Consider the following 25,125-nt stretch of genomic DNA (forward strand, 5'->3'; position numbering starts at 1 on the left):
AAACTCTCAAGGAGGCACGCACAATGGCCACCATGGACATCTTCGAAGGCGATGCCTTCACCATCATCGAACTGACCCGCGCGCTGGAGAACATCCCCTTCAAGCCCGCGATCCTGTCGGGGACGGGCCTGTTCTCGCCGCGCGGCGTGCGCGCCCGCACCGTGGTGATCGAGAGCCGCGACGGCACGCTGTCGCTGATCCCGTTCTCGGAACGCGGCTCGGCCTTCGAGCAACAGGTGCCCGAGCGCCGCGACATGCGCGCCTTCGTCTGCCGCCAGTTCAAGAAGCAGGACGTGCTCTGGGCATCCGAGATCCAGGGCATCCGCGACTTCGGCTCGGAAAGCGCCACCCAGCAGATCCAGAGCGAGGTCGCGCGCAAGCTCGGCCGTCTGCGCCAGGACGCCGAGGCGACGTTCGAATATCACCTGCTGAACGGCATTCAGGGCATCGTGAAGGATCCGAAGGACGGCGCCACGGTGATCAACTACTTCACCGAGTTCGCGATCACCCCGGCGGCAGAGATCGACTTCGATCTCGACAACGCCACCCCGGCCTCGGGGGCGCTCCGAAAACTCAGCCAGGCGCTGATCGAGAGCGTCGAGGACAGCATGGGCGGGCTCGCCGCCGGGGCCGTGCAGGTGCGCGCCGAATGCGGCTCGGCCTTCTTCGCCGATCTCGTCGCCCACAAGGAGGTGCGCGAGACCTATCTCAACACCGCCGCCGCCGCCGATCTGCGCGGCCGCGTGGCCGACGAGGTCAGCTTCGGCGGCATCACCTTCCGCCGCTACCGCGGTGGCGCCGGCTTCGGCGTGCCGACCGACAAGGCCTTCTTCTATCCCGAAGGGGTCGAGGGGCTCTTCGAGATCTACCACGCCCCCGCCGACACCTTCGAGACGGTGAATACCCTCGGCCTGCCGCTCTACGCCCGCACCATCCCCGACCGGGACCGCGACGAATGGGTGCGCCTCGAGATCGAGTCGAACCCGCTGCCGATCTGCACCCGCCCGCAGGTGCTGCGCCAGGCGCGGCGGACGTGATGAATGCCGTCGCTTCCGCGCTCGACGCGCTCTTTGCCGATGCCAACATCGGCCGCGACGCGGTCTACATCGCCGACGGCGGCGCGCCCGTGCTGGTGCGCATCGTCGCCCGGCGTGCCGATGCCATCACCGGCTTCGGCGATGCGCGGCTCTGGTCGGAAACCACGCGCGTCGACCTGCGCGCGGCGGAGGTGCCGAACCCGCGCCCCGGCGACCGGATCGAGATCGACGGCGACGCCTTCCTCATCCAGGGCGAGCCCCTCCGCGACCGTGAGCGGCTGATCTGGACCGTCGATCTGAGGCCTGCGTGACCCCGATGAAGCTGAAGCTCGACATCGATCCCGACATCGTCGCGATGATGGCGGCCGAAGTCGCGGCGGGCGAGCGCGCGGTGACGGCCGCCATGCGTGAGGCCGGGACCGGGCTCAAGACCGCCTGGCGGTTGCAGATCACCGGCGCGGGGCTTGGGCCCCGGCTGGCCAATTCCATCCGGAGCCAGAATTTCCCTAGATCGGGCGAAAGCCTCGATGCCGCCGCGCTGGTCTGGTCGAAGGCGCCGGTCATCGTCGGCGCGCATGACACCGGCCCGCTGATCCGCTCGAAGGCAGGCTTCTGGCTGGCGATCCCGCTGCCTGCCGCTGGCAAGTCCCTCCGCGGCGGAAGGATCACCCCCGGCGAATGGGAGCGGCGGCGCGGCCTGCGCCTGCGCTTCGTCTATCGCCGCACGGGCCCAAGCCTGCTGGTCGCCGAGGGGCGGCTGAACACCAAGGGTCAGACGGTCGTCTCGCGCTCGAAGACCGGCCGAGGCAAGGTCACCGCGCCGATCTTCCTGCTGGTGCCGCAGGTCAAGCTGCCGAAGCGGCTGGATCTGGCGCGGGACGCGGAGCGGGCGCATGAAGGCCTGCCGGGGCTGATCGTGGGGAAGTGGGTGGAGGTGCGAATTCGATGAATGTCACAGTTACGGACATAGCCGCCCTTGGATGAATGTCAGCACCAGGTAGGATACCGGCAAGGAGCTTGAATTCAGTTGCCCGTTGCCACTCCCGCCCGCACTGGTTCCGGGTTCAATTCATGCTTGAGCCACGCGATGAGCGTCCTGACCCTTGGTCTTTCAAAGGTCTGCGGCAGGGCAACAGCATAATAGGCAAACTGTGTCGGCCAGCTGATATCCAACGCCTGCACCAACCGGCCCGATGCCAGATGCTCGCGCACGTAAACATCGCTCAGCAAAGCCAGTCCCTGCCCTTCGATCGCCGCCCGGACAGTCAGGAAGCCGTCCTTGAACACTGTGCCATACCGCGCACAACCGTCATCAATTCCCTGAGCGAGGAACCAGAGCGACCAGTCCTTGCCCGTCGCGTCGGGAAGCAATGTGTAGCGGAGACAATCGGCAGGGGTTTTCAGCGGTCCTTTCTTGCGGAGCAGATCCGGGTTTCCAACCAAGAAGAGTTCGGGCGAACACAACCATTCCGAGATCAGGCCCGGATAGTCACCGAGCCCATGGCGGATGGCCAGATCGACAGGCTCGCTCTTGAGATCGACCAGGCGATTTTCGGTTTCGACAGACAGGTGGATGGATGGGTGCTGGTCCGAGAATTTCCCCAGACCGGATACAAGCGCCGAATAGGCAAACATCGGGGCTGCGTTGATCCGAATGGCATTTCTGGGGTCGGCGAAGTGTTTGCGATGGGCCGCTTCGATCGCCGTGAAGGCGGCGCCGATCTCCGATTGCAGCTCCTCACCCGCTGCGGTCAGGGCAATGCCCTTTTTGCTGCGGGTGAACAGGCGAAGACCGTGGCGCTCTTCCACCGCATGTATGCGCTGGCTGATCGCGCCGGGGGTCACCCCAAGCTCATGGGCGGCATCCTGCATCGTGCCGGTCCGGGCGACGACGTAAAACGTGTAGAGATCCTGAATCCGTATAGCCATAGTTCACTTTAGGGTGGCTAAAGTGATTTGGCCAGTTTCTCGTTAGGCATGATGCGCGGTTCACGGCATTTCGGTCGGACAAGGAGAGCCCCATGTCTGACACGATCACCCCCCATTCCCGCCAGAAATGGACGGTCGTTGCCTTCGGGTTTCTCGCCCTGTCACTGGCGTTTTCAGGCCGCGCCGCGCTTGGGTTGATCATGCCGGTCTGGCAGGCGGAGTTTGGGTGGTCGAGTGGCTATGTGTCGGGGGTGGGAGCCACCGCCCTGGTGGTCATGGCTGTCATCGCGCCCTTCGCAGGCCGCCTGGTGGATCGTCGCGGGCCGCAATTCACCTTGAACCTCGGCATGGGCCTGCTGGGTATCGGCTGTGCGATTGTGGCTCTGATGGACGGCAAGGCGATGTTTGTCATCGGCTTTGCGGGGTTTTGCGCCGTTGGCTTCGGGATCGTCGCCACCCATGTTGTGGCAACAGCCGTGACCCGGAGTTTTTCCGCCAATCGTGGGTTGGCCACGGGCATCGCGACATCCGGCGCGACGGGCGGCCAGTTCCTCATTGTCCCGCTCATCGCCGCCCTACTGGCCTTCGCCAGTTGGCGGTGGAGTTTTGGGGCGCTGGCCCTGGCAAGCCTTGCCCTGATCCCCTGCATCAGGATGAGCCTGCGCGCCGCTGCGCCCTCGGACGCAGCGCGGGAACAAGACCCGGCCGCGTCCGGGATGGCCGCCGACCTCGCCCTGATCCTCCGGCGCCCGGCGTTTCATCTGTTGTTCTGGAGCTTTCTGATCTGCGGTTTCACGACCACCGGGGTCATCGAGACGCATCTGCTGCCCTTCGCCTCGTTCTGCGGCTTTCCTCCGATCCCCAGTGCGACGGCCTATGGAGTCTTGTCTCTGATCAATCTTGTCGGCATGATCGCCGCCGGCTGGCTGAGCGACCGGGTGAACCGCCCGGTGCTTCTGGCCGCCATTTACCTGGCGAGGGCGCTCACCTTCATTCTTCTCGGCAATCTGCCCGGCACATCTGTCGAAATGCTGTTCGTGTTTGCCATCCTGTTCGGCGCGGTGGATTACGCGACGGTGCCCGTGACCGCCAGTCTGGTGGCCAGCCATGTCGGGATCAAGGTAATGGGCCTGGCAATGGGAATGATCTCGGCCGGACACGCCATCGGGGGCGCCATGGGGGCCTGGCTTGGTGGCTTCGTTTTCGACACAACGGGCGGCTATGGCATCTTGTGGACGGGATCTCTGTGGCTTGCCGTCGGGGCGGGTGTGCTGGTGCTGCTTCTGACGGCGCAGCCGGTATCCAGGCCCGTCGCGCAAGCATAAGGCGGACCTTGGACATAGTCGGCAAACGTCATGGCCGGGTTCGACTCGACCTTTGCCACATCGAACAAATCCAGATCTGAGTGCACATGCCCACCCCTCGCGAAACCATCCTCGCCGCGCTGCATGCGCGGCTTTCGGCGCTGCCCGCCACCGCCCTGCGCGGCGACGTGCTGCCCGAGCGTGTCCCGACCGATGGCCTGCTGATCCTGCGCGACGGCGAGCCGGGGGAGCCAGAGGTCACGCTGTCGCCGCTCGCCTACCACTACCAGCACCGTGCCGAGATCGAGGCGGTCGTGCAGGGCGCCGACCGTGACGCTGCCTTCGACACGCTGACCGCCAGCATCGGCTCGGCGCTCGCTGCCGACCGCACGCTGGGCGGGCTCTGCGACTGGGTCGAGGCGGAAGCGCCACGGCCCGTCGATCTGCCGGTCGAGGGCGCTGCCAGCCTGAAGGCCGCCGTGATCCCGGTGGTGCTGCACTATTCCACGGCCGACCCGCTGGCCTGACCCAACCGACCACAGGAGACAACGATGGCACGAGCCCAGGGGGCGCGGGCGCTGATGGCGCTTGCGTTCGAGACGACCTATGGAACGCCGCCCGCCAGCGGCTTCACCCGCATGCCCTTCGCCAGCACCTCGCTCGGCGCGGAGCAGCCGCTGCTGAACTCGGAGCTTCTCGGCTACGGCCGTGACCCGCTTGCGCCGATCAAGGACGCGGTGACGGCCGACGGCGACGTCGTGGTGCCGCTCGACGCCGAGGCCTTCGGCTTCTGGCTGAAGGCGGCCTTCGGCTCACCCGCGACGACGGGCACTGCGCCGGGGCCGTTCACCCACGAGTTCCAGTCGGGCGCCTGGACCCTGCCCAGCCTCTCCATCGAGACCGGCATGCCCGAGGTGCCGCGCTATGCCATGTATTCCGGCTGCGTGCTCGACCAGATCAGCTGGCAGGTGCAGCGTTCCGGCCTGCTGACCGCGACGGCCCGGCTGGTGGCGCAGGGCGAGACGGTCGGGACCACGACGAGCGCGGGGACACCCGCCGCGCTGGAGCTCAAGCGCTTCGGCCATTTCAACGGGGCGATCAAGCGCAATGGCGCCTCGCTCGGAAATGTTGTCTCGGCTGAGATCACCTATGCCAACAACCTCGACCGGATCGAGACCATCCGCTCGGATGGCCGCATCGACGGCGCGGACCCCTCCATCGCAGCGCTGACCGGCCGGATCGAGATACGCTTCGCCGACCAGACGCTGGTGACGCAGGCGATCAACGGCGACCCAAGCGAGATCGAATTCGCCTATACTCTGCCCACGGGCGAGAGTTTCACCTTCATCGTGCACGCCGTCTACCTGCCGCGCCCGCGCATCGAGATATCCGGACCGCAGGGCGTGCAGGCGACCTTCGACTGGCAGGCCGCACGCGACAGCGTCGTCGGCCGGATGTGCACCGCCACCCTCGTTAATGATGTGGAGACGTACTGATGCTGACGCTCGATCTGACCAACGCGCCGCGCTGGCATGATCTCGCACCCGGTGTCCGGGTGCAGCTGCGCCCGCTGACCACGGCGCTGATGGTGGCGACACGGACCGATCCCGCTGTCGAGGCGGTGCCGGAGGCGGCCTCCGACGAGGAGCGCGCGGTCGCCTTCGCCAAGGCACTGGCGCGACGGGCGGTGCTGGCCTGGGACGGCATCGGCGACGCCGACGGAAATCCCATCGACCCGAGCCCGGAGGCCATCGACGCGTTGCTCGACATCTGGCCGATCTTCGAGGCCTTCCAGCTGACCTATGTCTCGAAGGGCCTGCTGCTGGAACAGGAAAAAAACGCCTCCGCGCTCTCGCCGAATGGTCCTTCGGCGGGGGCGAGCGCTACTGCGAGGGTTGCGAACCCTGCGGAGCCAGCGCGCAAGCCTGCCCGGACTGCCCGGCGCGGCTGAACCGGCCGGAAACGCCGGAGGGTTGGCAGGTCTGGGACCTGGTCGGTCGTCTCGGCGGCCAGCTGCGCGTGCTGCCCGGCGCGGTGATCGGTTGGGACATGTCGGCGGCGCTCGCACTTGGTGACGCCCTCGGCGTGCCCCCGCTCGCCATGGCCGAACTGCTGCCCGTCATCGAGGCGGTGATGGTTTTGAGGCTCAACGAACAGATGGAACGACCGGAGGGCCGACCCGGGATCAGCTTTTGATCTTCTCGATCAGGGTGACGCCGGGCAGCCCCTCGAAATGCCTGTCGCAGGTCAGGAGCGCCGCGTCATGGGCCCGGGCGGTCGCGAAGATGATCGCGTCCGCCGTCGCCAGCTTGTGCTCACCGCAGGCCTCGGCGGCCACGAGGGCGATCTCGGTGTCGAGCGGCACGACCGCGCAGACCTGCGTGAAGGCGATCACCTGATCGGCCTTGTCCTCGCCTGCCTCGCGGGTGAGCCATTTCGTCAGTTCCAGCTGGACCATGGTCGGCACCAGCCATTCGGCCTGATCGGGCAGATGCCCAGCCAGCGTGTCGCCGGTCGGCGAGCCGATCAGCCATTCGATCCAGGCCGAGGTGTCGACCAGCACCATCAGAAGCGGTCCGAGCGGTCGCGATAATCGGTAACCGAGGCGCCTTTCGCCAGTCCCTTCAGGCTCTCCCGCTTCGGGACCGGCACCAGAAGCACGCCGGTGCCCTTGGGGATGAAGGCGAAGGTCAGCCCCGCCTCCCAATGCTGCGCGGCGCGGATCGCCTTCGGGATCGAGATCTGGAACTTCGAGGAGAGGGTCGCCGTCGCCTGCATGGTCATACCTACTGTTGATCGATGCCACAAAGGTAAGACGCCCGCGCGGCGAAAGCAAGGATCCTGAGCGATGGCAGAAAAACGTGTCTCCGTCCGCCTCGCTGCGGTCGGCGGACGGCAGGTGCGCGCCGAACTGGAAGGCGTGGGCGAAGCCGGGTCGCGCGGCTTCGGACGGCTGAGCCGGGAGATGGAGGCGGCGAACGCCCGGTTGGCCGCCTTCTCGCGCCGGGTGAAGATCGCGGCGGCGGCAGCCGTGGCAGCCGCTGCCGCCGCTGGCGTGGCGATGATCCGCTCCGGCCTCCAGACGGTGGATGCGCAGGCCAAGCTGGCGACCTCCCTCGACACCACCGTCGCCAGCATCCAGGTGCTCGAACGCGCGGGCGATCTGGCGGGCGTGTCGATGGGTCAGGTCGAGCAGGCCACGGTCCAGCTGACCCGACGGCTCAGCCAGGCCGCCTCCGGCACGGGTCCTGCGGTGGAGGCGCTGCGCCGCCTGCGGCTCACGGCCGAGGATCTGCAGCGCCTGCCGCTCGATGCGCGCATCGCCGCGATCCAGCAGGCGCTGGGGCAATATGTGCCGGAGGCCGAGCGCGCGGCCGTGGCCTCCCAGCTCTTCGGCGACCGCGCGGCCTTGGTGTTCACCCGGATCGACACCGCGACACTGCGCCAGGCGACGGAGGACGTGCTTGCCTTCGGGGTGGTGGTCTCGGACCAGGACGCGGCCCAGATCGAACGCACGAACGACGCCATCTCCCGGCTCGGGCTGATCTGGCGCGGGCTGTCGAACCAGCTGGCCGTCGCAGCGGCCCCCGCGCTGGAAGCCGTCGCGAATGCCATCGCCGCCGTGGCCAGCCGCACCGGGCCGCTCGGCATCGCCATTCGCGGCCTCTTCGACAACATCGGCCGCCTGACCGCCATCGCCACCACCTTCGCCGCTTTCCTCGCGGGCCGCTGGGTGGCGGGCATGGCCGCTGCTGCCCTCTCGGTCCGTGGCCTCGCCACGGCGCTGGTCGTCCTGCGCGGGGCGCTGATCCGCACAGGGATCGGCGCGCTGATCGTCGGCGCGGGCGAGCTTGTGTTTCAGTTCACCCGCCTTGTCTCCGGCGCGGGCGGGTTTGGCGAAGCGATGTCGCTCCTGAAGGACGTCGCCGTCGAGGTCTGGCAGCGGATCAAGCTGGGGGCTGCAGCGGCGGGGGCCGCAGCCACGGCGATGTTCTTCGACCTGAAAGCCGATGCGGCGTCGGCCATGCAGAGCGCCATCGAGAGCGTCGTTGCCTTCGGCAACACGGCCGCGAACACGTTCGAGGGCGCTTTTGAGGCGGTCAAGGCGATCTGGGGCCTGCTGCCCGCCGCGATCGGTGATCTGGCGTTCCAGGCGGCGAACAGCCTGGTCGACGGTGTCGAGGCGATGCTGAACGGCGTGGTCTCGCGCATCAACGGCTTCATCGGCGGGATCAACCAGGGGCTGGAAGCGCTCGGGTCGGAGCGGCGCATCTCGCTGGTGCCGGATCTCGACCTCGGCGAGATCGAGAATCGCTTCGAGGGTGCTGCGACCGCCGCGACCACCGCGGCGCAGGCGGCCTTCAACCGGGCCTTCGAGGACAACCCGCTGACCGCGCCGGATCTCGGTCTCACCAAGGCGGCGAACCGGGCGCTCGAGTCCGCCAACCTCTCTCGCGGGGCGGCGCGCGATCTGGCCGAGAGTGCGCGCGCGCCGCTGGAAAGCTGGCAGGCGCTGCGCGATGCGGTGCGCGGGAGCGATCAGGATGGCGCGGACGCGCTGGCCGAGGCCACCGGCGCGGCCGAGCGGCTCGAGACCGCCCTTGACGATGCCGGGCGCGCCGCCACGGGTGCCGGTGCGGCCGCCAAGCCTGCGACGGAGGCCGCCGTCACCGGATGGCAGGTGGTCACGGCGGCGCTCAGCGATTACGCGAGCAAGGCGCGCGATATCGGCGGCGATATCGGCCAGAGCCTCGTCGGCGCCTTCCAGAGCGCCGAGAGCGCGGTCGGTGAGTTCGTGAAGACCGGCAAGCTCAACTTCCGCGACCTCGTCACCTCGCTGCTGGCCGATCTCGCCAAGCTCGCGGCGCGCCGCTTCATCCTCGGGCCGATCGCCAACGCGCTCTCCGGCGCGCTTGGTGGCGCGGGCGGCATTTTCGCCAACATCCTGCATGCGGGCGGCATGGTTGGCTCCGCTGGCCCCTCGCGGATGGTTCCGGCCATGGCGTTTGCCGCTGCGTCCCGGATGCATTCCGGCGGGGTCGCCGGGCTTCGACCCACTTCTGGCTTTGCGGGCCTCCGGCCCGACGAAGTCCCGGCGATCCTGCAGCGCGGCGAGCGGGTGCTGTCGCGCCGCGAGGCGCAGCGCTTTGGCGCAGGCACTGGCGTCAACGTCACCATCATGGCCCGCGACGCAGAGAGCTTCCGGCAATCGCGCACGCAAGTTGCGGCGGACATTGCCCGCGCCGTGTCGCTCGGGCGGAGGGGCATGTGATGGCGTTTCAAGAGGTCCGGTTTCCCGACAACATCAGCCGGGGTGCACGGGGCGGACCGGAGCGGCGCACGCAGATCGTCGAACTGGCCTCGGGCGACGAGGAACGCAACGCCAACTGGGCCAACTCGCGCCGCCGCTACGACGTGGCCTACGGCATCCGCCGCGCCGACGACCTGGCAGAGGTGGTCGCCTTCTTCGAGGCGAGGAACGGTCGCCTCCATGGCTTTCGCTTCAAGGATTGGGGCGACCACAAGTCCAGCCCGCCCTCGGGTACGCCATTGCCAACCGACCAGGTGATCGGCGCGGGCGACGGTGCGGCGACGGCGTTCCAGCTGGCGAAGCGCTACGCCTCGGGTGGGCAATCCTGGACGCGCAGCATCACGAAGCCCGTCGCGGGCACGGTGCGTATCGCAGTCGATGGCTTGGAACAACCCACCGGCTGGTCGGTCGACACGACCACCGGACTGGTCACCTTCAACGCCGCACCGGGCGCTGGCGTCGCCATCACCGCAGGCTTCGAGTTCGACGTGCCGGTCCGTTTTGACACCGACGCGCTCGACGTGACGCTCGACCTCGAGCGGCTCGGCTCGATCACCTCCATCCCGCTTCTGGAGATCCGGCGATGAACAATGAGCCCGGCTTTGTCGCGGCTGTCCTGCGCGACCTCGCGGCCTCGACGGCGGTGATCCTCGCCGCCTGGGGCGCACTCGGCGGCGCCACCAATGCGCTGACCACGAAGATGCGGTTGCGCGACGCGCTCCGGCACATCCTGCTCGGTGGGCTGATCGCGGCCGGGATGGGCAGCCTGTCGATGGCCGTGATCACCGCCTGGCTCAGCCTTCCGCCCGAGGCGATCCCTGCGGGCGGGGCCGCGGGCTCGGCGGCCTATCTCGTCGGCGTCTTCGGCCCGGCCTTCATCGAGGTCGCGCTCGCCCGCCTGCGCCGCGCGAAGGACGGCGGCGGCGATGAATGAGCTTCTCCGCCTCGCACGCGCCCTCCGCTGCGAACCCGCCGATCCCCGGCAGGCCTTCGCCCACCGTCTGCGCATCGGCCTCGCCGTCGCGGCGCTGATCCTGATCCTCTCGTTCATCGGATAATCCCATGCAGATGACTGACCGGGGCTTGCTGGCCCTCGTCCGGTTTGAGGGTCTCGTGCCCGGACCCTATCTCGATGCGAAGGCCGTCTGGACCTTCGGCATCGGCCACACCGCTGCCGCCGGTTCGCCCGATCCGGGCTCCATGCCGCGCGGCATGCCCGCCGATCTCGAGGCGCGCGTCCGCGAGGCGTTCCGGCTCTTCCGCGCGGACATCGCGCGCTATGAGACGGAGGTGCTGCGCGCGGTGAAGGCGCCGCTCGAGCCGCACGAGTTCGATGCGCTGGTGTCATTCCATTACAACACCGGCGGCATCGCGCGGGCGGCGCTCACCCGGCACATGAACGCGGGCGACCGCGAGGCCGCTGCGGCGGCCTTCATGGGCTGGCGGCGACCGGCCGCGATCATCCCGCGCCGCGAGGCCGAGCGCGACCTGTTCCGGCATGGCCGCTATCCGGGCGGGACCATCCCGGTCTGGGCCGTCGCCAGCGACGGCCGGGTCGATTTCTCGCGGGCGATCCGACGGCTGACCGAGACGCAAGCGCTGGCGCTGCTGCGCCCGCAGCCCGTGCCAACGGAACTCTCCGGCCAGGCCGCACCAGCCAAACCGACCGTCCCGCCTGAACCAATCCCGCCGGTCGGCTGGCTCGCCCGGCTGGCGGCATTCTTTTCCACCCTGATCCGGAGGGCCTGACCCATGCGCTACATCCGACCGACCTCGCTCACCTGGTGGGCCGGGCTCATCGCCATGCTCACCGGCATCGCGTCTCTCGCGCTGCCGGCCACCGGCCCGCTCGGCGAACTCGCCCGCCTTGTCGCGCTGCTGGCCGGCAGCGGTGACGCCTCGCCCGCGGGGCTGATGTTTCTCGGGCTCGGGCTGATCGGCCTGCGGGACCGGATCGAGCGCGGGTTCCGCGGCGATGCTTGAGTTCCTCGCAGGTCTGTTCGTGGGCGGTGGCCTTGGCGTGCTGATCGTCGCCCTCTGTGTGGCCGCCGCGCACGGGGAGCGGGACGATGGCTGACATTCTGATCTGGCTGGCCGCGGCACTGGGCGCTGTCGGGGGCGTCGTCCTCGGGCGGCTCTGGGGCCGGATGACAGGAAAGCGCGATGGCAAACGGGAGGCGGAACGCGATGCAATGGAAGACAAGAGCCAGCGCGTGGGGCGCGGGCGCGCGGCGGTTCGCGATGGTCGCGGCGCTGGCGACCCTGCTGAGCGGCTGCGCCGCAACGATGGGCGCTGGTGACGCGGGCTGTGCTTCCTACGCCGAGGCGCGGCTCGCCCGACCGCCCGCCAAGACCGTCGCGGAGGTGCCGCCGGACTGGGCGAATTGGATCGCCGATCTCGATGACCGCATGACGGGAACCTGCCGATGAAATCCCTCTCGCCAGAGCTGCAATCCCATCTCGACGAGGGCACGACAACGCTCGCCTGGTGCTGGCGGATCACGCGGGCCGATGGCGTCACCTTCGGTTTCACCGATCACGACCGGACGCTCAGCTTCGACGGCACGGACTTCGAGCCGGAAAGCGGGCTGACGGCCTCCGAGGTGCGCTCGGGCTCGGACCTGTCCGTCGATGCGCAGGACGCCGAGGGTGTGCTGACCTCTGACCGGATCACCGAGACCGACATCCTCGACGGCCGCTGGGACGCGGCGCAAGTTGAGGTCTGGCGGGTGAACTGGGCCGACACCGGCCAGCGCGTGCTGATGCGCCGCGGCGCCATCGGCCAGATCCGGCGCGGGCGGCTCGCTTTCGTGGCCGAGGTGCGCTCGCTCGCCCATGTCCTCGGCCAGACGGTCGGGCGGACCTTCCAGGCGAGTTGCGACGCCGAGCTCGGCGATGCCCGCTGCGGCGTCGATCTGGAGGATCCCGCCTTCAAGGGCGCGGGCGCGGTGATCGATCTGCTGCGCGACCGGGCGTTCACCGCCGCCGGGCTCAACGGCTTCGCATCAGGCTGGTTCGCCTTCGGCACCATCGAGTGGACCAGTGGCGCGAATGCCGGGCGCAAGACGGAGGTGCTGGGTCACGATGTGACCTCCGGCGTCGCGATCCTGACCCTGCTCGAAGCGCCCGTGCGCGCCATCGTCGCTGGCGACGCCTTCACCGCCCGTGCGGGCTGCGACAAGCGGATCGAGACCTGTGCGGAGAAGTTCGCCAATGTCGTGAACTTTCGCGGCTTCCCGCACATTCCGGGGCAGGACACCATCCTGCGTTACGCCTCCAAGGAAGGCGGGCACGAGGGGTCGGTGCTGTGACGCCCGCCGATCCCGAGCGTGTCATCGCCGCGGCACGCGACTGGCTCGGCACGCCCTATCACGACCAGGCCAGTTTGCGCGGCGTTGGCTGCGACTGCCTCGGGCTGGCCCGTGGCGTCTGGCGCGAGGTGGTGGGGCCCGAGCCGTTCCCGATTCCGCCCTACAGCCGGGATTGGGGCGAGACCGGGCCTCGCGAAGTCTTGGCCGAGGGTGCGCGCCGGATGATGGTGGAGGTGGACCCCGCCGACGCCCCACCCGGCGCGCTGGCGCTGTTCCGGATGATGCCGCGCGCCATCGCCAAGCATGTCGGGATCCTGACCGGATCCGGCACCTTTCTGCATGCGTACGAGCGGCTCGGCGTGATCGAGGAACCGCTCACGCGCGCCTGGCGGCGGCGCATCGCCTTCGCCTTTCTCTTCCCGCAACGCTGAGTATCTGTCATGGCAACGCTTGTCCTCGGCGCCGCTGGCGCCGCCATCGGCGGCAGCATCGGCGGCAGCATTCTCGGCGTCAGCGCCGCGACGATAGGCGGCTTTGTCGGCTCCACCCTCGGCTCGGTGGTCGACAGCTTCATCGTCTCGTCGCTGGCGCCCACCCAGCGGATCGAGGGCCAGCGGCTCGACAGCCTGCGCATCACCTCGTCCACCGAAGGCGCGGTGATCCCGCGCATCTTCGGTCGCATGCGGCTCGGCGGCAACATCATCTGGGCGACGGATTTCCGCGAGGAGACCCGAACCAGCAGCCAGGGCGGCGGCAAGGGCGGCGCGCCGAAGGTCAAGTCCACGGAATTCCTCTACTTCGCCTCGTTTGCCGTGGCGCTCTCGGAGGGCTCCGAAGCCGGTCCCGGAGGGACCATTCTCTCCAGTGGAGAGAATGGAGGCGGAGGAGGCCCGGCAGGGCGGGGGATCACCGGCATCGGGCGCATCTGGGCCGACGGCAAGCCGATGGACCTGACCGGCGTCACCTGGCGCTGGTATCCCGGCGACGAGGCGCAACTGCCGGACCCGTTCATCCTGGCGAAGATGGGCGCGGCCAGCACGCCGGCCTATCGCGGCACCGCCTATGTCGTCTTCGAGGAGCTGGCGCTCGCGAGCTTCGGCAACCGCCTGCCGCAGCTCAGCTTCGAGGTCTTCGCACCCCTCGCCGATCCCGACACCGCCGAGGGGCTCGTGCGCGCCGTCACCATGATCCCGGCCTCGGGCGAGTTCGTCTATGCGACGGAAGGCATCCGCAAGGGCGGCGGCGATTCCTCGGACCCCGACAACCTGCACGCGCTGCCGGACACCGCCGACATGGTGGTGGCGCTCGACCGGCTGCAGGCCAGCGCGCCCGGCGTCGAGAGCGTGAGCCTCGTCGTGACATGGTTCGGCGACGACCTGCGCGCGGGCGCGGCCCGGATCAGGCCGGGCGTCGAGCTGGCAGCGAAGACCACGACGCCGAAGACATGGAGCGTGAACGGCGTGGCCCGCGCCAATGCGCATCTGGTCAGTCGCGACGACGAGAACCGGCCGGTGTTCGGCGGCACGCCGGCGGATTTCGCGGTGGTGCAGGCGATCCGGGAGATGAGGGCGCGCGGGCTGCGGGTGACCTTTTATCCGTTTATCCTGATGGACGTGCCGCTCGGCAACACGCTGCCGAACCCGTATTCCGACAATGCCGCCGGGATCGGTCAGCCCGCCTTCCCGTGGCGCGGGCGGATCACCGTCTCTCCGGCGGCGGGCTATGCTGGATCGGTCGACAAGACAGGGGCGGCCGCCACACAGGTCGCGGCCTTCTTCGGCAGCGCCAGCCCGACCGACTTCGCCGCCGCGGGCGAGACCGTGTCCTGGACCGGCGCGGCGGACGACTGGGGCCTGCGCCGCATGGTGCTGCACTATGCCCATCTCTGCGCCGCCGCCGGCGGGGTCGATGCCTTCCTGATCGGCTCGGAGATGCGCGGGCTGACCACCGTCCGCTCGGACGGCGACAGCTATCCTGCGGTGCAGGAATTTCAGATGCTCGCGGCCGATGCGCGTGCGATCCTCGGGCCGTCGACAAAGATAGGCTACGCCGCCGACTGGTCGGAATATTTCGGCCACCAGCCGGGCGATGGCTCGGGCGACGTGTTCTTCCACCTCGATCCGCTCTGGGCCGATCCGGAGATCGATTTCGTCGGCATCGACAACTACATGCCGCTCTCCGACTGGCGCGACGGATTCGCGCATGCGGATGCGGCCGAGGGCTGGCCCGCGATCTACGACCGGACCTATCTGCAGTCGAACATCGCGGGCGGCGAAGGGTTCGAGTGGTTCTATGCCACCGCCGCCGACCGCGCCGCGCAGGTGAGGACGCCGATCACCGACGGCGCCGCCAGCAAACCGTGGGTGTTTCGTTTCAAGGATCTGCGCGCCTGGTGGTCGAACGCGCATTTCGATCGTCCGGGCGGGGTAGAGAGCGGAACGCAGACGGCATGGGTGCCGGAATCCAAGCCGATCTGGTTCACCGAACTCGGCTGCCCGGCCATCGACCGGGGCGCCAACCAGCCCAACGTCTTCGTCGACCCGAAGTCGGCGGAAAGCGCGGTGCCGTATTTCTCGCGGGGCTGGCGCGACGACGCGATCCAGCGCGCCTATCTGGAGGCGACCTGGCTCTGGTGGGGCGATCCAACCAACAACCCGGTCTCCAATGTCTACGGCGACCCGATGGTGCATGTCCCCGAATGCGCCGCCTGGACCTGGGACGCGCGGCCCTATCCGTTCTTCCCCGAACTCAGTGATGTCTGGACCGACGGGGCGAACTGGCGGCGCGGACACTGGCTGACCGGCCGGCTCGGCGCGGTGTCGCTCGCCGCGCTGGTGCGCCACCTCTGCCTGCGCGCCGGTCTGCCCGAGGCGATGATCGACGTCTCCGGCCTCTGGGGCGCGGTCGAGGGCTACGTGATCACCGCGCTCGAATCCCCGCGCGCCTCGATCGCCCCGCTCGCCCGCCACTTCGGCTTCGATGCCGTCGAGACCGAGGGCGTCATCCGCTTCATCATGCGCGGCCGGGCGGCGGTCGCCACCGTCACGCCCGACGATCTGGTCGCCCCGAACGCAGGCAGCGGGGCCCGCGACGGCGATGTGCTCGAACTGACGCGGGGCCAGGAGACCGAACTGCCGCAGGCCCTGAAATGGCAGATCGCGCGCGCCGACGAAGACTACGACGCCGCCCTCGTCGAGGCCCGGCGCATCACCGTTGACACGACGCGGATCGCCTCCGAGACCTTCCCGATGGCGGTACCGCCCGAGGAGGCCGAGCGCCGCGCCCGCCGCGCGCTGATGGAGGCGTGGGTGGGCCGAGAGACGGCAGCGTTCCGCCTGCCGCCGTCGCGGCTGGCGCTCGACCCGGCCGATGTCGTCAACCTTGAGCATGACGGTCGGCTTGTCCCGCTGCGCCTCGTCTCCATCGCCGACGCCGAGGCGCGCGGCATCGAGGCCGTGCGCCAGGACCGCGAGGCCTACGATCTGCCGCCCGGGCAGGCCCGGACCTCGGCGCTCACACGGGCCGTCGTGTTCGGCCCGCCCGTGGCGGTGCTGATGGACCTGCCGCAAATCAGCGAGGAGCAGCCCGCGCATCGGCCGCTCATGGCGGCGCACGCCGTGCCCTGGCCGGGCGAGATGGCGGTCTACCGCAGCCCCGCGACCGACGGCTTCGATCTGCTGACCAGTTTTGGCAGCCGCGCCCGGATCGGCGCGCTGGTGTCGGATCTCTGGCCGGGCCCCACCGCGCGCTTCGATCTCGGCAACGCGCTGGTGGTCGATCTGCTCACCGGCACGCTCGAGAGCGTCACGGATCTGACCCTGTTCGGCGGCGCCAATGCGCTCGCCATCGAAAGCGCGCCGGGGGTCTGGGAGATCGTCCAGGCGGGCGCGGCCGAACTGCTGGCGCCGGGGCGCTATCGCCTGACCCGCCTGCTGCGCGGCCAGCGCGGCACCGACGGTGCCATGGGCAATCCGGCCCCCGCAGGCGCGCGGGTCGTGATGCTGGACAGCACGCTGGCATCGCTCCCAATCGCCGAGGCCGATCTCGGGCTGCCCTGGAACTGGCGCATCGGACCCGCGAGCCGCCCGGTCAGCGACGAGACCTATGTCGCCGCAAGCTTCACGCCCGAGGGCGTCGGGCTGCGGCCGTTCTCCGTCGCCCATGTCGAGCAGCCATGGCGCAGGCCGCGCAGCCCCGGCGATCTGACCATCCGCTGGACGCGGCGATCCCGCGCGCTCTCGGCCGACAGCTGGGGCACCGTCGAGGCGCCGCTGGCCGAAGAACTTGAGGCCTACGAGGTCGAGATCCTCGACGGGGTAACCGTCAAGCGAACCTTGACCGTTGCCACCACGAGCGCGGTCTACACCGCCGCCCAGCAGACGGCGGATTGGGGATCCACGCTCGGGCCCGGCGACACGCTCGACGTCCGGATCGCGCAGCTATCCGCGCGCCTCGGGCGGGGCACCACCCGGACGGCAACCCTGAATTTCTGAAGGACACATCATGGCCGACGCCACCACGAACCTGCTCTTGCCGTTCATCCTGGCGGCGCAGGCCCAGAAGCATGTCACCCATAACGAGGCGCTGCGGCTGCTGGACGGACTCGTCCAGCTCGCCGTCCTCGACCGCGACCTGACCGCGCCGCCCGGCGGCCCCGCCGACGGCGACCGCTACATCGTCGGCAGCGGTGCCACCGGCGACTGGGCAGGCTGGGATCTGAACGTCGCGCTTTTCACCGATGGCGCCTGGCTGCGCCTGCCGCCGCGCACCGGCTGGCGGGCGTGGGTCGAGGACGAAGGGTTGCTCCTGGTCCATGACGGGGCGACCTGGATCGGGACAACCCCGGCGGCGCTGCAGAACCTCGCGCTGCTGGGCCTCGGCACCACCGCCGACGCCGCCAATCCGTTCTCTGCCAAGCTGAACGCGGCGCTCTGGACGGCGAAGACCGTGGCCGAGGGCGGCACCGGCGATCTGTTCTACACCATGAACAAGGCGGCCGCGGGCGACGATCTCGGGCTCATGCTCCAGACCAGCTTTTCCACCCGCGCGCTGCTCGGCCTCTTCGGGACGGACCAGTTCCGCCTCGCGGTCTCCGCCGACGGCAGCACCTTTTTCGACGGTCTGATCGTCGACAACGCCAACGGCATCGTCGATCAGCCCCGGCTGCCGCGCTTCAAGGGCTACACCAACTTCGACAACTATGTCGGCGTCGATACCTGGACGAAGATCGGCATCAACAACACCGAGTATAATGATCAGGGCGCCTTCGACGCCGCCAACAACCGTTTCGTGGCACCGGTCGACGGCACATATCTCTTTGGCGCAACGCTGCTCTACAAGGTCAACGCCAGCACCACGGCCCGCATGCGCGGGCGGCTCGTGCTGAACGGGACGACCGAAATCCGCGGCTCCCTCGGCGAGATCAGCGGCGGCCACGTCTCCCTCGCCACCGCGCTCTGGCTGCAGACCATGGTGCCCCTCGTCGCGGGCGATACCGTCGAGTTGCAGGGGTATTTCCGGGTCGCGGACGGCTACTTCGCCGCCGACCACACGTCCTTCTGGGGCTGCAAGATCGGCTGAGCGGCGGAAGGAGGCTCCGATGACACCACCCCGATCCGAGGGCATCGTGCGCATGCCCGACGCCGAGTTCGAGGCGATCCTGACGCGGGCGGCCGAGGAAGGCGCCAGGCGCGCGCTCGCCGATGTCGGCCTCGATGGCGACGAGGCCGCACTCGACATCCGCGACCTGCGCTCGCTCGTCGACTGCATCCGCCTGGTACGCCGCACCGCCATGCAGACCGCCGTGCGCATGATCACCACCGCGGTCCTGCTGGCGCTGCTGGCGGGCATCGCCATCAAGCTGAAAATCTTCGGCGGCGGCCCGTAGCCGCCCACCACCCCATCCATCTGCCCAACTGCACCCGCCCTCGAGGCGGGTTTTTCGTTTTCGGAGGACCCCATGACCACGACCTTCCACCGCCATTGGCGCGACGTTCCGGAAAGCGCCTGGCGCTGGCCGAACTTCAGCCCGGCTGAGATCGCCTGCCGGGGCACCGGCAAGCTGCTCGTCAACGAACTGGCGCTCGACAAACTGCAGGCGCTGCGCGACCGGCTGGGCAAGCCGCTGATCGTGCGTTCCGCCTATCGCAGCCCGGAACACAACCGCGCCGTCGGCGGCGCAACCCGCTCGAAGCACCTCGACGGCGCCGCCTTCGACATCGCCATGGCGAACCACGACCCGGTGGCCTTCGAGGCCACGGCGCGCGAGGTGGGGTTCCTCGGCTTCGGCTTCTATCCGCGCTCGGGGTTCATCCATGTCGACCTCGGCCCTGCGCGACAGTGGGGCGAGCGGTTCCCGGTACGGGCGACCGCATTTGCAGCTGAGACTCCGCCCGCGCGGGAGGTGCTGGCCGACAGCCGCACCATGAAGGGCGGTGGCGCGGCGGGTGTCGCGACGCTCGGCGTGGCCGGGGTGGAAGTGGCCCAGCAGGTGCTGGCGGAGACGCAAAGCGCCGTCCTACCGCTGGTCCCGTATCTCGATACCCTGCGCTGGGTGTTCATCGCAGTGGCGCTCGGCGGCATCGCGGTCACGATCTACGCCCGCCTCGATGACTGGCGCCAGGGGCGGCGGTGATCGGCACCTTCCTCGGCGGGATCGCCACGAGCCCATGGATGCGGGCGGCGCTGCGCTACGGAGCCATCGCGCTGGCAGTGCTCCTGTTCCTGCTTTCGCTTCGGCGCTCCGGGGAGCGAGCGGGTCGCCTCGCCGAACGCCTTGAAACCACGGAGAAGGCCAATGACGTCCAACGTCGGATGCTGGAAGCGGCGGCTCGCCGTCCTCGCGATCACCACGAGCTTGCTGAGCGGCTGCGCGACGGTTCGTTCTGAGAACGGGAGGCTGGCGACATGCCCGCCCGTGGTCGAGTATGGCAGGGAATTCCAGGCGCGGGCGGCCGAGGAGCTGGCCTTGCTGCCACAGGGATCGGCGCTCGCGGAGATGCAGCCATCGTTGTGTGATGGCACCCGCCACGCTTCAATGATCCGTGGCTTTGTGAAGTGCATCTCCAGCTGGGTCCTTTGAATTGCCCGAAATGGCGGAATTCTTTCTTGGCGCACGGCGCATTGATGGCTGGAATGCGCCGCGCAGGTTGCGAAACTGGCGGGTGACGGGCACCGAACGGAGGCTGACTGCGGTCGCCAGGTGTTGCGATCTTGCCGTTCAGGACGCCGGATCGAGGTCGGTGGCTGCCATACCGGTCGCGGGATCCATCGGGAAGGAAACGTGCTGATGTATCATTTTCCATTGGCCGTCGCGTTTCTGAAAGACACGCGTCCCGCGCGACCACATCTCGTTGAGCAGGGCTCCGTCCTGCCGGGAGGTCATGCGGTTGAGACCCCAGCAAACGGCGATGTCGCCTCGGACGACAATCCGATGGTCCGGAATGTCCCAGCGAAATTCTGGTCCCGCAGCCGCGAACCCCTTGGCGCATTCAGCGCGCAGGCCTTCGATATCACGGACCTCAAGAGGGGAAGTATGTTCGAAACTGACGATATCTGACGCAATTTTTGACATCGCGGCGTCGAGGTCCTTGGCTTCCGATGTCGCGAACCAGTCTTCGAACTCTGCCCTGACGGCGGCTTCACCCAGGCGGTTTTCCAGTCGGTCGAAGCACGTTCCCCAACCCGTCGCCACGCCGTCGCGCTGCTGAAGAGACTTCATGCCGGTTTGGCAGAAGCGCATTCGTGTTCCCTTGCCCTCCACTTCGAAGTCCACCGTCACCCGGGAGCTGGAGACGCCGTCGGGAAGGTCCTGCCCCAACGTAAATTCAATGCGCCGGGGTTTGTCTATGAGTTCGAAGACACCCGTTTCGGTAATGCGTACACCATCCTTGCCGGCAAAGACGACGCGCCATCTGCCGCCAGGTGTAGGGTCCGCCGCGGCTTCGATGCCATCGGACCCCGCGGGGGCGAACCACTCGCGCAAGGAACTGGCGTCGAGCCATTCGGCAAAGACCGCCTCGCGCGGTGCATCGATGTATCGCTCCAACCGGATCTGGAATCCCGCCGAATCCTGAATGTTCATGATGTCACTCCTTGTTCTCGAGCCTTTTGCTCAGTTGATCGAAACGGGACGACCACAGAGACCTGTAATCTCCCAACCACTGGTCGACGGATTCCAAAGAGCGGGGGTCTATGCGGCTCGGTCTGCGTTGCGCATCGCGACCTCTGGCGACAAGCCCTGCGGCCTCGAGCACAGCGATATGGCGACTGACAGCGCGAACCGTCATGTCGAAAGGCTCGGCCAGTTCGGCAACCGAGGCCTCGCCGTGCCGCAAGCGGGCAAGTATCGCACGACGCGTTCGGTCCGACAGGGCGCCGAACACGCGGTCGAGTTCTGCTTCGGTCAAGGCAGCCTCCTATGGAATCAAATGCTTCCGGAAGCATATTGTTCCAAAAAGACGCCGTCAAGGTTCTGGGACTTAAGTCGGCTTCAGGCCGACGGCGCGCGATCGGAAAAATCCGACCCAGTTGCGTCCACCTCAACACCAGGGTCTGCCTGGTGTCGCCTGCCCAGCGGTCGTTCCATACCCGCCGTTGACCGTTGCCATGCTGCATGGCCGCTATGGTGAAGGCAATTCGATGAGGGCCTCGGCCTTACCGTGCGGCCGGGTGGTCGATCGGTACGCGTTGGAAATCCTTCACCTGAGCTGTCAAATTGACATAATGCGGCGATGGTCGGCTTTGGGGGTAATTCAGCTCAGGGGCCAGACTTCCACAACGCCATGCGCCACTGCACATGGAACGCCCGATACCTTTTCAATGGCATCCTCGATGGATTTCGCTTCAATAACTGCAAAACCTGCGACAGGAAGGTCTGTGGTCATAAATTGTCCCACACATGTCTCGACGCCCGCTGCCCCTGGATTCCGGACCTGCACCGGCGGCCCGGCGATTCCCATAAGCGCACCCTCTGCGACTAGTTTGGCGTCTTGTTCGTGCGCGGCGGCTCGGATCACCTCTGGCGTTCGGTCGTAGCCATCTCGATCTCCATACCCAATGGTCAAGAATTTCGGCATCAATTGTCCCTTTCAAGTTTCTTGTCTGTTTTCTGCATCACCGTCTCATCGAAGGCGGATTGAACTTGCCCATGTTTTGCCCAAAGCCTTCGTTTGTTCATGTCGTGGTGTTGGCCGAGTTGGGCCGGCGGACAAAGTCGATTGCTCAGGAGGAAGCTGGTATTGGCTGGCAAGACTGGTCGGACATCCGTTCGTAGAAGAGGATCACGCCGCCCGTGAGGAGCGGTCGCGCCTCGCGGAGCGTGAAATGGGTGCGGCCGCCCTGCGGCCTGAACAGCGGCGTGCCCTCGCCCCATACAACCGGTGCGAGGCAGATCCGGTACTCGTCGACCAAGTTTTCGGCCATCAAAGTCGCGAGAAGGTCGGCGCTGCCGAAGACGAAGACGTCGCGACCGTCCTCCTGCTTCAGCGCCCGCACCGCGTCGGACGCCTCGCCCTTCAGGAGGCGGCTGTTCGACCAGTCGGCCTCGTCGAGCGTGCGCGAGGCCACGGCCTTGGGCAGGTCGTTCATCATCTCGGCGACCGGCCCCGTCTCCTTCATCCAGTAGTCGCGCATGCCCTCGTAGGTGCGGCGGCCGAAAAGGAGCGTGCCGATCTCTGCTCCCTGTTCTAGCGAGAAGGCCTCAAGTTCCTCGCCCCAGACGGTACCGTGCATGTCGAGTTGCCAGGGCTGCGCGCCCTCGAAGCGGCCGTCGAGCGTCATGACGTTCCAGGCGATCAGTCGTCTCATGATCCTTCGACCTCGCTCTCGCATGGGGCGCCGGGCAGGTCGGCCCTGCGTGACCACATCACACGCCGCGCCGCGCGGCCTCGACGGAGGCGACATCGATCTTGGCCGACAAGCACACCAACCTGCCGCGACTCCTGAACGATTTCCTCGGGCTTGTGTTCTTTGATCGCCATTACCTGCCCTCCGTTTCCCAGACATAAAGGTGGACCAATTCAGATGGGGAGGCCCCAGACCGTACTCATGCATGATGAAGTTCAACGACCACGCACCACAGTGGCTGCGAAGCAAATTTCGGAATCTCAGTCAGCTCTAGTCAGAGAAATGTCCATCCACGGCGACCACAACTCGCTTTCCTCCATTTCCCATATGCCTGTCATCCTGTTCCAATCCTGGTCGAAGGCGCCGCGAAACCTGATACCCGGGCCGTCGATCTTCCATTTATTACCATCCAGCGCGCACCTGAAGCGTGATGTTCCGCCCCGAGCATCGTATGAGGTGGAAAAGAACGCTCCAGCATCAGCGTCCCAGCCAATGATCTCTGTCGATCTGATGATGTCGTCGCCCATTCTGGCGTCGACCCGATGGAGCAAGAAGCACTTTCCAGGCAGCCACTCGTATGAATCAGTGGCGGACATGGTCTTTTCTTCGGCCATATCGCTGGCTCCGATCTTCCCCCTGGTATTCCAGAGACCCACAAAAGGACCGAGTGATTTCATCGCGCCTGCGGCGTCCGCCATAGCTTTCATCCCATCGCTGCCCTCAGCAGCCTATCCCTCAGTACGCGCCACTGCATATTGACGACCGAAGGTTTTTCGCATTTAACACACCTGTTACTTAACAGGACGGTTCAATGCAAGCTGATTCCCTCTCTCTCACGTTCTCAGCACTGGGTGACCCGACCCGCAGGGCCATCCTGCAGCGACTGAGCGAAGGAGAGGCGTCGGTCGGGGAGCTGACCGAACCCTTTGATATTTCGATGCCAGCGATCTCTCGACATCTGAAAGTGCTGGAACGTGCGGGCCTCGTCATACGGACCCGGAATGCGCAATGGCGGCCGGTGCAACTCAATGCTGCCCCCTTGGCCGAGGTCGCCAACTGGGTCGAAACGTATCGCCAGCATTGGCAAGGCGCGTTCGACCGCATGGATGACTACCTGGCCGAGCTACAGAAAGGTGACTCCAATGCCAAAAACTGACCCGACACCAGAGCAACGCGCGCTATCGCTCGACATCGACAGGGTGTTCGCCGCGCCGCGAGAGCTGGTCTGGAGTTTGTGGAAAGACCCTGAACATCTGGTGCGCTGGCACGGCCCCGAGGGCTGCGCGCTGAGTCAGTGCGCGCAGGATTTTCTCCCCGGCGGGAAATGGCGCCGCACGATGACCGCTCGCCCCGGCCATGCCCACGTAATCTTCGGAGAATTCATCGCGATCGACGAACCGCACCGGTTGAGCTTCACCTATACCAACGAACGCGACGGCTTCGAGACCATCGTGACCATGGACTTCATCGCGCAGCCCGATGGTACCACGCGGATGCTGTTCAGGCAGACGCCGTTCCTCAATCGCGCCGAACGGGATGGTCACAGCCGGGGATGGAACAGCAGTTTCGATTTGCTGAGCGCCTATCTGTTGATCTTCGGGATCGAGGACTGGCGGCCCAAAGGCCGCCCTCGCATCGACGGGGTTGCGGCAGATTTCGCAGCGGCTGAAGCACGCCACGCGCAAGAGATCGAGGACAAGGCGAATGAACATCGGCACCCCGAAGGTCGTTGACTACGCCGCCCGGCATTACGTCGCGCTACGGCGTCAGGTGGTGATGCCCATTGGGCAGGTTGCGACCGAAACCATGGACCGACTGGTTCTGGAGATCGACAGGCAAGGGATCGCGGGGACGGGTGCCGCGATCTTCAGATACAACGTCGTCAAGATGCCGGAGCTGGAGATGGAGTTCGGGTTCGAGACCCGGAGTGCGCATCCTACGACCGGCGCGCTGACGACCGGCATCTTGCCCGCAGGGCGCTATGCTGAACTGACCTATGTCGGGCCGTACCGCCATCTGACGAAGGTGAATGGCGTGCTGATCGACTGGTCGCGCGCGAACGATCTGGTGTTCGACATGCGTCCGGATTCCGACGGCGACCATTTCGCCAGTCGTGTCGAGTTTTACCCCAATGGCCCGCTGGATGAACCCGACGAAGACAAGCGCAAGACCATCGTGGCCATCAAGCTGAAGGACTGAGTTCGGCGGGAGGCGGTCCGTGCCAGAGTGATGGGCAAATGTCTGAATTGGAGTCGGATGCCGAATGTCGACGTTATGCATCTCCCTGCGGAAACCGGACCGTCGGCATCCAGGTCCACTCGAGACCTTTGCGCTTTGCTTCCAAAAGACAACTTCGTCCCGCACCTTTTGTCTTCGCAGAGCTGTTG

35 protein-coding genes are annotated in these 25,125 nt (G+C 67.2%); 27 read left to right on the forward strand and 8 right to left on the reverse strand.

What is annotated here, in order from left to right; all coding sequences use genetic code 11:
* Nucleotides 1-23: 23 nt before the first annotated feature.
* Genes ABIE57_RS05990 through ABIE57_RS06000 form a run of 3 tightly spaced genes read left to right on the forward strand, consistent with a single transcriptional unit; the run spans nt 24 to nt 1,986 of the window.
* Nucleotides 24-1,037 (forward strand): major capsid protein, encoded by a 1,014-nt coding sequence (locus tag ABIE57_RS05990; RefSeq protein WP_354538099.1) that lies wholly within the window; start codon nt 24-26, stop codon nt 1,035-1,037.
* Nucleotides 1,037-1,348, forward strand: a complete 312-nt coding sequence (locus ABIE57_RS05995; RefSeq protein WP_354538100.1) for a head-tail joining protein — start codon at nt 1,037-1,039, stop codon at nt 1,346-1,348. Before ABIE57_RS05990 ends, ABIE57_RS05995 begins: the two co-directional genes overlap by 1 nt.
* Nucleotides 1,349-1,353: 5 nt before the next feature.
* Nucleotides 1,354-1,986: a DUF6441 family protein gene (locus ABIE57_RS06000; protein WP_354538101.1), complete on the forward strand. Its 633-nt coding sequence runs from the start codon at nt 1,354-1,356 to the stop codon at nt 1,984-1,986.
* Between the two features lie 74 nt (nt 1,987-2,060).
* Here the strand turns inward: ABIE57_RS06000 and ABIE57_RS06005 are convergent, their stop codons facing one another.
* On the reverse strand, nt 2,061-2,966 hold the full coding sequence (locus ABIE57_RS06005; protein WP_354538102.1) for a LysR substrate-binding domain-containing protein: 906 nt from the start codon (nt 2,964-2,966) through the stop codon (nt 2,061-2,063).
* A 92-nt stretch (nt 2,967-3,058) separates the two neighbouring features.
* Between ABIE57_RS06005 and ABIE57_RS06010 the strand changes: the two genes are divergently transcribed.
* The 5 genes from ABIE57_RS06010 to ABIE57_RS06030 all read left to right on the forward strand — a co-directional run bounded on the left by ABIE57_RS06010 (nt 3,059) and on the right by ABIE57_RS06030 (nt 6,466).
* Entirely contained in the window at nt 3,059-4,291 is a 1,233-nt protein-coding gene (locus ABIE57_RS06010) for an MFS transporter (RefSeq protein ID WP_354538103.1), read from the forward strand.
* An 86-nt stretch (nt 4,292-4,377) separates the two neighbouring features.
* Nucleotides 4,378-4,797 carry an acyl-CoA transferase gene (locus ABIE57_RS06015; RefSeq protein WP_354538104.1) on the forward strand — a complete coding sequence of 140 codons (420 nt, stop codon included), beginning with the start codon at nt 4,378-4,380 and terminating at the stop codon, nt 4,795-4,797.
* Between the two features lie 24 nt (nt 4,798-4,821).
* On the forward strand, nt 4,822-5,766 hold the full coding sequence (locus ABIE57_RS06020; protein WP_354538105.1) for a phage tail tube protein: 945 nt from the start codon (nt 4,822-4,824) through the stop codon (nt 5,764-5,766).
* A complete protein-coding gene (locus tag ABIE57_RS06025) occupies nt 5,766-6,221 on the forward strand; it encodes a phage-derived protein YdaY family protein (RefSeq protein ID WP_354538106.1) in 456 nt (151 codons plus the stop codon). The genes ABIE57_RS06020 and ABIE57_RS06025 overlap by 1 nt, the downstream gene beginning before the upstream one ends.
* A gap of 68 nt (nt 6,222-6,289) precedes the next feature.
* Nucleotides 6,290-6,466, forward strand: a complete 177-nt coding sequence (locus ABIE57_RS06030) for a DUF7697 family protein (protein WP_454283694.1) — start codon at nt 6,290-6,292, stop codon at nt 6,464-6,466.
* Here ABIE57_RS06030 and ABIE57_RS06035 read toward each other — a convergent pair.
* Together ABIE57_RS06035 and ABIE57_RS06040 are read right to left on the reverse strand one after the other, a co-directional pair.
* The gene (locus ABIE57_RS06035) at nt 6,456-6,836 is read right to left on the reverse strand and encodes a type II toxin-antitoxin system VapC family toxin (RefSeq protein ID WP_354538108.1); all 381 of its coding nucleotides are present in this window, start codon (nt 6,834-6,836) and stop codon (nt 6,456-6,458) included. The two genes, ABIE57_RS06030 and ABIE57_RS06035, sit on opposite strands and share 11 nt — an antisense overlap.
* On the reverse strand, nt 6,836-7,048 hold the full coding sequence (locus tag ABIE57_RS06040) for an AbrB/MazE/SpoVT family DNA-binding domain-containing protein (protein ID WP_354538109.1): 213 nt from the start codon (nt 7,046-7,048) through the stop codon (nt 6,836-6,838). The genes ABIE57_RS06035 and ABIE57_RS06040 overlap by 1 nt, the downstream gene beginning before the upstream one ends.
* 70 nt (nt 7,049-7,118) lie before the next feature.
* Here ABIE57_RS06040 and ABIE57_RS06045 point away from each other — a divergent pair, with 70 nt between their 5' ends.
* The 16 genes from ABIE57_RS06045 to ABIE57_RS06120 all read left to right on the forward strand — a co-directional run bounded on the left by ABIE57_RS06045 (nt 7,119) and on the right by ABIE57_RS06120 (nt 19,780).
* Nucleotides 7,119-9,542 (forward strand): phage tail tape measure C-terminal domain-containing protein, encoded by a 2,424-nt coding sequence (locus ABIE57_RS06045; protein WP_354538110.1) that lies wholly within the window; start codon nt 7,119-7,121, stop codon nt 9,540-9,542.
* Nucleotides 9,542-10,168 (forward strand): phage distal tail protein, Rcc01695 family, encoded by a 627-nt coding sequence (locus ABIE57_RS06050; protein ID WP_354538111.1) that lies wholly within the window; start codon nt 9,542-9,544, stop codon nt 10,166-10,168. The genes ABIE57_RS06045 and ABIE57_RS06050 overlap by 1 nt, the downstream gene beginning before the upstream one ends.
* The gene (locus tag ABIE57_RS06055) at nt 10,165-10,515 is read left to right on the forward strand and encodes a Clp protease/crotonase-like domain-containing protein (RefSeq protein ID WP_354538112.1); all 351 of its coding nucleotides are present in this window, start codon (nt 10,165-10,167) and stop codon (nt 10,513-10,515) included. The genes ABIE57_RS06050 and ABIE57_RS06055 overlap by 4 nt, the downstream gene beginning before the upstream one ends.
* Nucleotides 10,508-10,639, forward strand: a complete 132-nt coding sequence (locus tag ABIE57_RS06060; protein WP_354538113.1) for a hypothetical protein — start codon at nt 10,508-10,510, stop codon at nt 10,637-10,639. The genes ABIE57_RS06055 and ABIE57_RS06060 overlap by 8 nt, the downstream gene beginning before the upstream one ends.
* Nucleotides 10,640-10,643: 4 nt before the next feature.
* A complete protein-coding gene (locus ABIE57_RS06065) occupies nt 10,644-11,330 on the forward strand; it encodes a lysozyme (RefSeq protein WP_354538114.1) in 687 nt (228 codons plus the stop codon).
* 3 nt (nt 11,331-11,333) lie between these two features.
* Complete coding sequence (locus tag ABIE57_RS06070) at nt 11,334-11,564, forward strand: hypothetical protein (protein WP_354538115.1); 231 nt, start codon at nt 11,334-11,336, stop codon at nt 11,562-11,564.
* Complete coding sequence (locus ABIE57_RS06075; protein WP_354538116.1) at nt 11,557-11,658, forward strand: DUF3789 domain-containing protein; 102 nt, start codon at nt 11,557-11,559, stop codon at nt 11,656-11,658. Before ABIE57_RS06070 ends, ABIE57_RS06075 begins: the two co-directional genes overlap by 8 nt.
* Nucleotides 11,651-11,881: a hypothetical protein gene (locus ABIE57_RS06080; protein WP_354538117.1), complete on the forward strand. Its 231-nt coding sequence runs from the start codon at nt 11,651-11,653 to the stop codon at nt 11,879-11,881. The genes ABIE57_RS06075 and ABIE57_RS06080 overlap by 8 nt, the downstream gene beginning before the upstream one ends.
* On the forward strand, nt 11,868-12,011 hold the full coding sequence (locus ABIE57_RS06085; protein WP_354538118.1) for a hypothetical protein: 144 nt from the start codon (nt 11,868-11,870) through the stop codon (nt 12,009-12,011). The genes ABIE57_RS06080 and ABIE57_RS06085 overlap by 14 nt, the downstream gene beginning before the upstream one ends.
* A complete protein-coding gene (locus tag ABIE57_RS06090; protein ID WP_354538119.1) occupies nt 12,008-12,892 on the forward strand; it encodes a phage/gene transfer agent baseplate hub protein in 885 nt (294 codons plus the stop codon). The genes ABIE57_RS06085 and ABIE57_RS06090 overlap by 4 nt, the downstream gene beginning before the upstream one ends.
* A complete protein-coding gene (locus ABIE57_RS06095) occupies nt 12,889-13,323 on the forward strand; it encodes an NlpC/P60 family protein (protein ID WP_354538120.1) in 435 nt (144 codons plus the stop codon). Before ABIE57_RS06090 ends, ABIE57_RS06095 begins: the two co-directional genes overlap by 4 nt.
* A gap of 9 nt (nt 13,324-13,332) precedes the next feature.
* Nucleotides 13,333-17,385, forward strand: a complete 4,053-nt coding sequence (locus tag ABIE57_RS06100) for a baseplate multidomain protein megatron (RefSeq protein ID WP_354538121.1) — start codon at nt 13,333-13,335, stop codon at nt 17,383-17,385.
* Between the two features lie 10 nt (nt 17,386-17,395).
* Complete coding sequence (locus ABIE57_RS06105; protein WP_354538122.1) at nt 17,396-18,472, forward strand: DUF2793 domain-containing protein; 1,077 nt, start codon at nt 17,396-17,398, stop codon at nt 18,470-18,472.
* A 19-nt stretch (nt 18,473-18,491) separates the two neighbouring features.
* Nucleotides 18,492-18,779 (forward strand): DUF6127 family protein, encoded by a 288-nt coding sequence (locus ABIE57_RS06110; protein ID WP_354538123.1) that lies wholly within the window; start codon nt 18,492-18,494, stop codon nt 18,777-18,779.
* Nucleotides 18,780-18,851: 72 nt separating this feature from the next.
* Nucleotides 18,852-19,526 (forward strand): YcbK family protein, encoded by a 675-nt coding sequence (locus ABIE57_RS06115; protein ID WP_354538124.1) that lies wholly within the window; start codon nt 18,852-18,854, stop codon nt 19,524-19,526.
* Nucleotides 19,523-19,780, forward strand: a complete 258-nt coding sequence (locus ABIE57_RS06120; protein WP_454283696.1) for a hypothetical protein — start codon at nt 19,523-19,525, stop codon at nt 19,778-19,780. Before ABIE57_RS06115 ends, ABIE57_RS06120 begins: the two co-directional genes overlap by 4 nt.
* A gap of 331 nt (nt 19,781-20,111) precedes the next feature.
* Here the strand turns inward: ABIE57_RS06120 and ABIE57_RS06125 are convergent, their stop codons facing one another.
* The 5 genes from ABIE57_RS06125 to ABIE57_RS06145 all read right to left on the reverse strand — a co-directional run bounded on the left by ABIE57_RS06125 (nt 20,112) and on the right by ABIE57_RS06145 (nt 23,436).
* A complete protein-coding gene (locus tag ABIE57_RS06125) occupies nt 20,112-20,975 on the reverse strand; it encodes an SRPBCC domain-containing protein (protein WP_354538125.1) in 864 nt (287 codons plus the stop codon).
* A gap of 4 nt (nt 20,976-20,979) precedes the next feature.
* A complete protein-coding gene (locus ABIE57_RS06130; RefSeq protein WP_354538126.1) occupies nt 20,980-21,300 on the reverse strand; it encodes an ArsR/SmtB family transcription factor in 321 nt (106 codons plus the stop codon).
* A 345-nt stretch (nt 21,301-21,645) separates the two neighbouring features.
* Nucleotides 21,646-21,969: a YciI family protein gene (locus tag ABIE57_RS06135; RefSeq protein ID WP_354538127.1), complete on the reverse strand. Its 324-nt coding sequence runs from the start codon at nt 21,967-21,969 to the stop codon at nt 21,646-21,648.
* Nucleotides 21,970-22,114: 145 nt separating this feature from the next.
* Nucleotides 22,115-22,699: a dihydrofolate reductase family protein gene (locus ABIE57_RS06140; RefSeq protein ID WP_354538128.1), complete on the reverse strand. Its 585-nt coding sequence runs from the start codon at nt 22,697-22,699 to the stop codon at nt 22,115-22,117.
* Nucleotides 22,700-22,998: 299 nt separating this feature from the next.
* Complete coding sequence (locus ABIE57_RS06145; RefSeq protein WP_354538129.1) at nt 22,999-23,436, reverse strand: DUF1579 family protein; 438 nt, start codon at nt 23,434-23,436, stop codon at nt 22,999-23,001.
* 113 nt (nt 23,437-23,549) lie between these two features.
* On the opposite strand from ABIE57_RS06145, the gene ABIE57_RS06150 reads away from it, so the two are divergent.
* Genes ABIE57_RS06150 through ABIE57_RS06160 form a run of 3 tightly spaced genes read left to right on the forward strand, consistent with a single transcriptional unit; the run spans nt 23,550 to nt 24,937 of the window.
* Nucleotides 23,550-23,894, forward strand: a complete 345-nt coding sequence (locus ABIE57_RS06150) for an ArsR/SmtB family transcription factor (RefSeq protein WP_354538130.1) — start codon at nt 23,550-23,552, stop codon at nt 23,892-23,894.
* The gene (locus tag ABIE57_RS06155; RefSeq protein ID WP_354538131.1) at nt 23,881-24,471 is read left to right on the forward strand and encodes an SRPBCC family protein; all 591 of its coding nucleotides are present in this window, start codon (nt 23,881-23,883) and stop codon (nt 24,469-24,471) included. The genes ABIE57_RS06150 and ABIE57_RS06155 overlap by 14 nt, the downstream gene beginning before the upstream one ends.
* The gene (locus ABIE57_RS06160; protein WP_354538132.1) at nt 24,443-24,937 is read left to right on the forward strand and encodes a GyrI-like domain-containing protein; all 495 of its coding nucleotides are present in this window, start codon (nt 24,443-24,445) and stop codon (nt 24,935-24,937) included. The genes ABIE57_RS06155 and ABIE57_RS06160 overlap by 29 nt, the downstream gene beginning before the upstream one ends.
* The last annotated feature ends 188 nt before the right edge of the window (nt 24,938-25,125 follow it).

This window comes from Roseovarius sp. MBR-6, assembly GCF_040547525.1.
Lineage (GTDB): Bacteria > Pseudomonadota > Alphaproteobacteria > Rhodobacterales > Rhodobacteraceae > Roseovarius.

Excerpts from the sequence above, each read along its gene's own strand:
- ABIE57_RS05990 (WP_354538099.1), top strand. The coding sequence starts at position 24 with ATGGCCACCATGGACATCTTCGAAGGCGATGCCTTCACCATCATCGAA.
- ABIE57_RS05995 (WP_354538100.1), top strand. The coding sequence starts at position 1,037 with ATGAATGCCGTCGCTTCCGCGCTCGACGCGCTCTTTGCCGATGCCAAC.
- ABIE57_RS06000 (WP_354538101.1), top strand. The coding sequence starts at position 1,354 with ATGAAGCTGAAGCTCGACATCGATCCCGACATCGTCGCGATGATGGCG.
- ABIE57_RS06005 (WP_354538102.1), bottom strand. The coding sequence starts at position 2,966 with ATGGCTATACGGATTCAGGATCTCTACACGTTTTACGTCGTCGCCCGG.
- ABIE57_RS06010 (WP_354538103.1), top strand. The coding sequence starts at position 3,059 with ATGTCTGACACGATCACCCCCCATTCCCGCCAGAAATGGACGGTCGTT.
- ABIE57_RS06015 (WP_354538104.1), top strand. The coding sequence starts at position 4,378 with ATGCCCACCCCTCGCGAAACCATCCTCGCCGCGCTGCATGCGCGGCTT.
- ABIE57_RS06020 (WP_354538105.1), top strand. The coding sequence starts at position 4,822 with ATGGCACGAGCCCAGGGGGCGCGGGCGCTGATGGCGCTTGCGTTCGAG.
- ABIE57_RS06025 (WP_354538106.1), top strand. The coding sequence starts at position 5,766 with ATGCTGACGCTCGATCTGACCAACGCGCCGCGCTGGCATGATCTCGCA.
- ABIE57_RS06035 (WP_354538108.1), bottom strand. The coding sequence starts at position 6,836 with ATGGTGCTGGTCGACACCTCGGCCTGGATCGAATGGCTGATCGGCTCG.
- ABIE57_RS06040 (WP_354538109.1), bottom strand. The coding sequence starts at position 7,048 with ATGCAGGCGACGGCGACCCTCTCCTCGAAGTTCCAGATCTCGATCCCG.
- ABIE57_RS06045 (WP_354538110.1), top strand. The coding sequence starts at position 7,119 with ATGGCAGAAAAACGTGTCTCCGTCCGCCTCGCTGCGGTCGGCGGACGG.
- ABIE57_RS06050 (WP_354538111.1), top strand. The coding sequence starts at position 9,542 with ATGGCGTTTCAAGAGGTCCGGTTTCCCGACAACATCAGCCGGGGTGCA.
- ABIE57_RS06055 (WP_354538112.1), top strand. The coding sequence starts at position 10,165 with ATGAACAATGAGCCCGGCTTTGTCGCGGCTGTCCTGCGCGACCTCGCG.
- ABIE57_RS06060 (WP_354538113.1), top strand. The coding sequence starts at position 10,508 with ATGAATGAGCTTCTCCGCCTCGCACGCGCCCTCCGCTGCGAACCCGCC.
- ABIE57_RS06065 (WP_354538114.1), top strand. The coding sequence starts at position 10,644 with ATGCAGATGACTGACCGGGGCTTGCTGGCCCTCGTCCGGTTTGAGGGT.
- ABIE57_RS06070 (WP_354538115.1), top strand. The coding sequence starts at position 11,334 with ATGCGCTACATCCGACCGACCTCGCTCACCTGGTGGGCCGGGCTCATC.
- ABIE57_RS06075 (WP_354538116.1), top strand. The coding sequence starts at position 11,557 with ATGCTTGAGTTCCTCGCAGGTCTGTTCGTGGGCGGTGGCCTTGGCGTG.
- ABIE57_RS06080 (WP_354538117.1), top strand. The coding sequence starts at position 11,651 with ATGGCTGACATTCTGATCTGGCTGGCCGCGGCACTGGGCGCTGTCGGG.
- ABIE57_RS06085 (WP_354538118.1), top strand. The coding sequence starts at position 11,868 with ATGGGCGCTGGTGACGCGGGCTGTGCTTCCTACGCCGAGGCGCGGCTC.
- ABIE57_RS06090 (WP_354538119.1), top strand. The coding sequence starts at position 12,008 with ATGAAATCCCTCTCGCCAGAGCTGCAATCCCATCTCGACGAGGGCACG.
- ABIE57_RS06100 (WP_354538121.1), top strand. The coding sequence starts at position 13,333 with ATGGCAACGCTTGTCCTCGGCGCCGCTGGCGCCGCCATCGGCGGCAGC.
- ABIE57_RS06105 (WP_354538122.1), top strand. The coding sequence starts at position 17,396 with ATGGCCGACGCCACCACGAACCTGCTCTTGCCGTTCATCCTGGCGGCG.
- ABIE57_RS06110 (WP_354538123.1), top strand. The coding sequence starts at position 18,492 with ATGACACCACCCCGATCCGAGGGCATCGTGCGCATGCCCGACGCCGAG.
- ABIE57_RS06115 (WP_354538124.1), top strand. The coding sequence starts at position 18,852 with ATGACCACGACCTTCCACCGCCATTGGCGCGACGTTCCGGAAAGCGCC.
- ABIE57_RS06125 (WP_354538125.1), bottom strand. The coding sequence starts at position 20,975 with ATGAACATTCAGGATTCGGCGGGATTCCAGATCCGGTTGGAGCGATAC.
- ABIE57_RS06135 (WP_354538127.1), bottom strand. The coding sequence starts at position 21,969 with ATGCCGAAATTCTTGACCATTGGGTATGGAGATCGAGATGGCTACGAC.
- ABIE57_RS06140 (WP_354538128.1), bottom strand. The coding sequence starts at position 22,699 with ATGAGACGACTGATCGCCTGGAACGTCATGACGCTCGACGGCCGCTTC.
- ABIE57_RS06145 (WP_354538129.1), bottom strand. The coding sequence starts at position 23,436 with ATGGCGGACGCCGCAGGCGCGATGAAATCACTCGGTCCTTTTGTGGGT.
- ABIE57_RS06150 (WP_354538130.1), top strand. The coding sequence starts at position 23,550 with ATGCAAGCTGATTCCCTCTCTCTCACGTTCTCAGCACTGGGTGACCCG.
- ABIE57_RS06155 (WP_354538131.1), top strand. The coding sequence starts at position 23,881 with ATGCCAAAAACTGACCCGACACCAGAGCAACGCGCGCTATCGCTCGAC.
- ABIE57_RS06160 (WP_354538132.1), top strand. The coding sequence starts at position 24,443 with ATGAACATCGGCACCCCGAAGGTCGTTGACTACGCCGCCCGGCATTAC.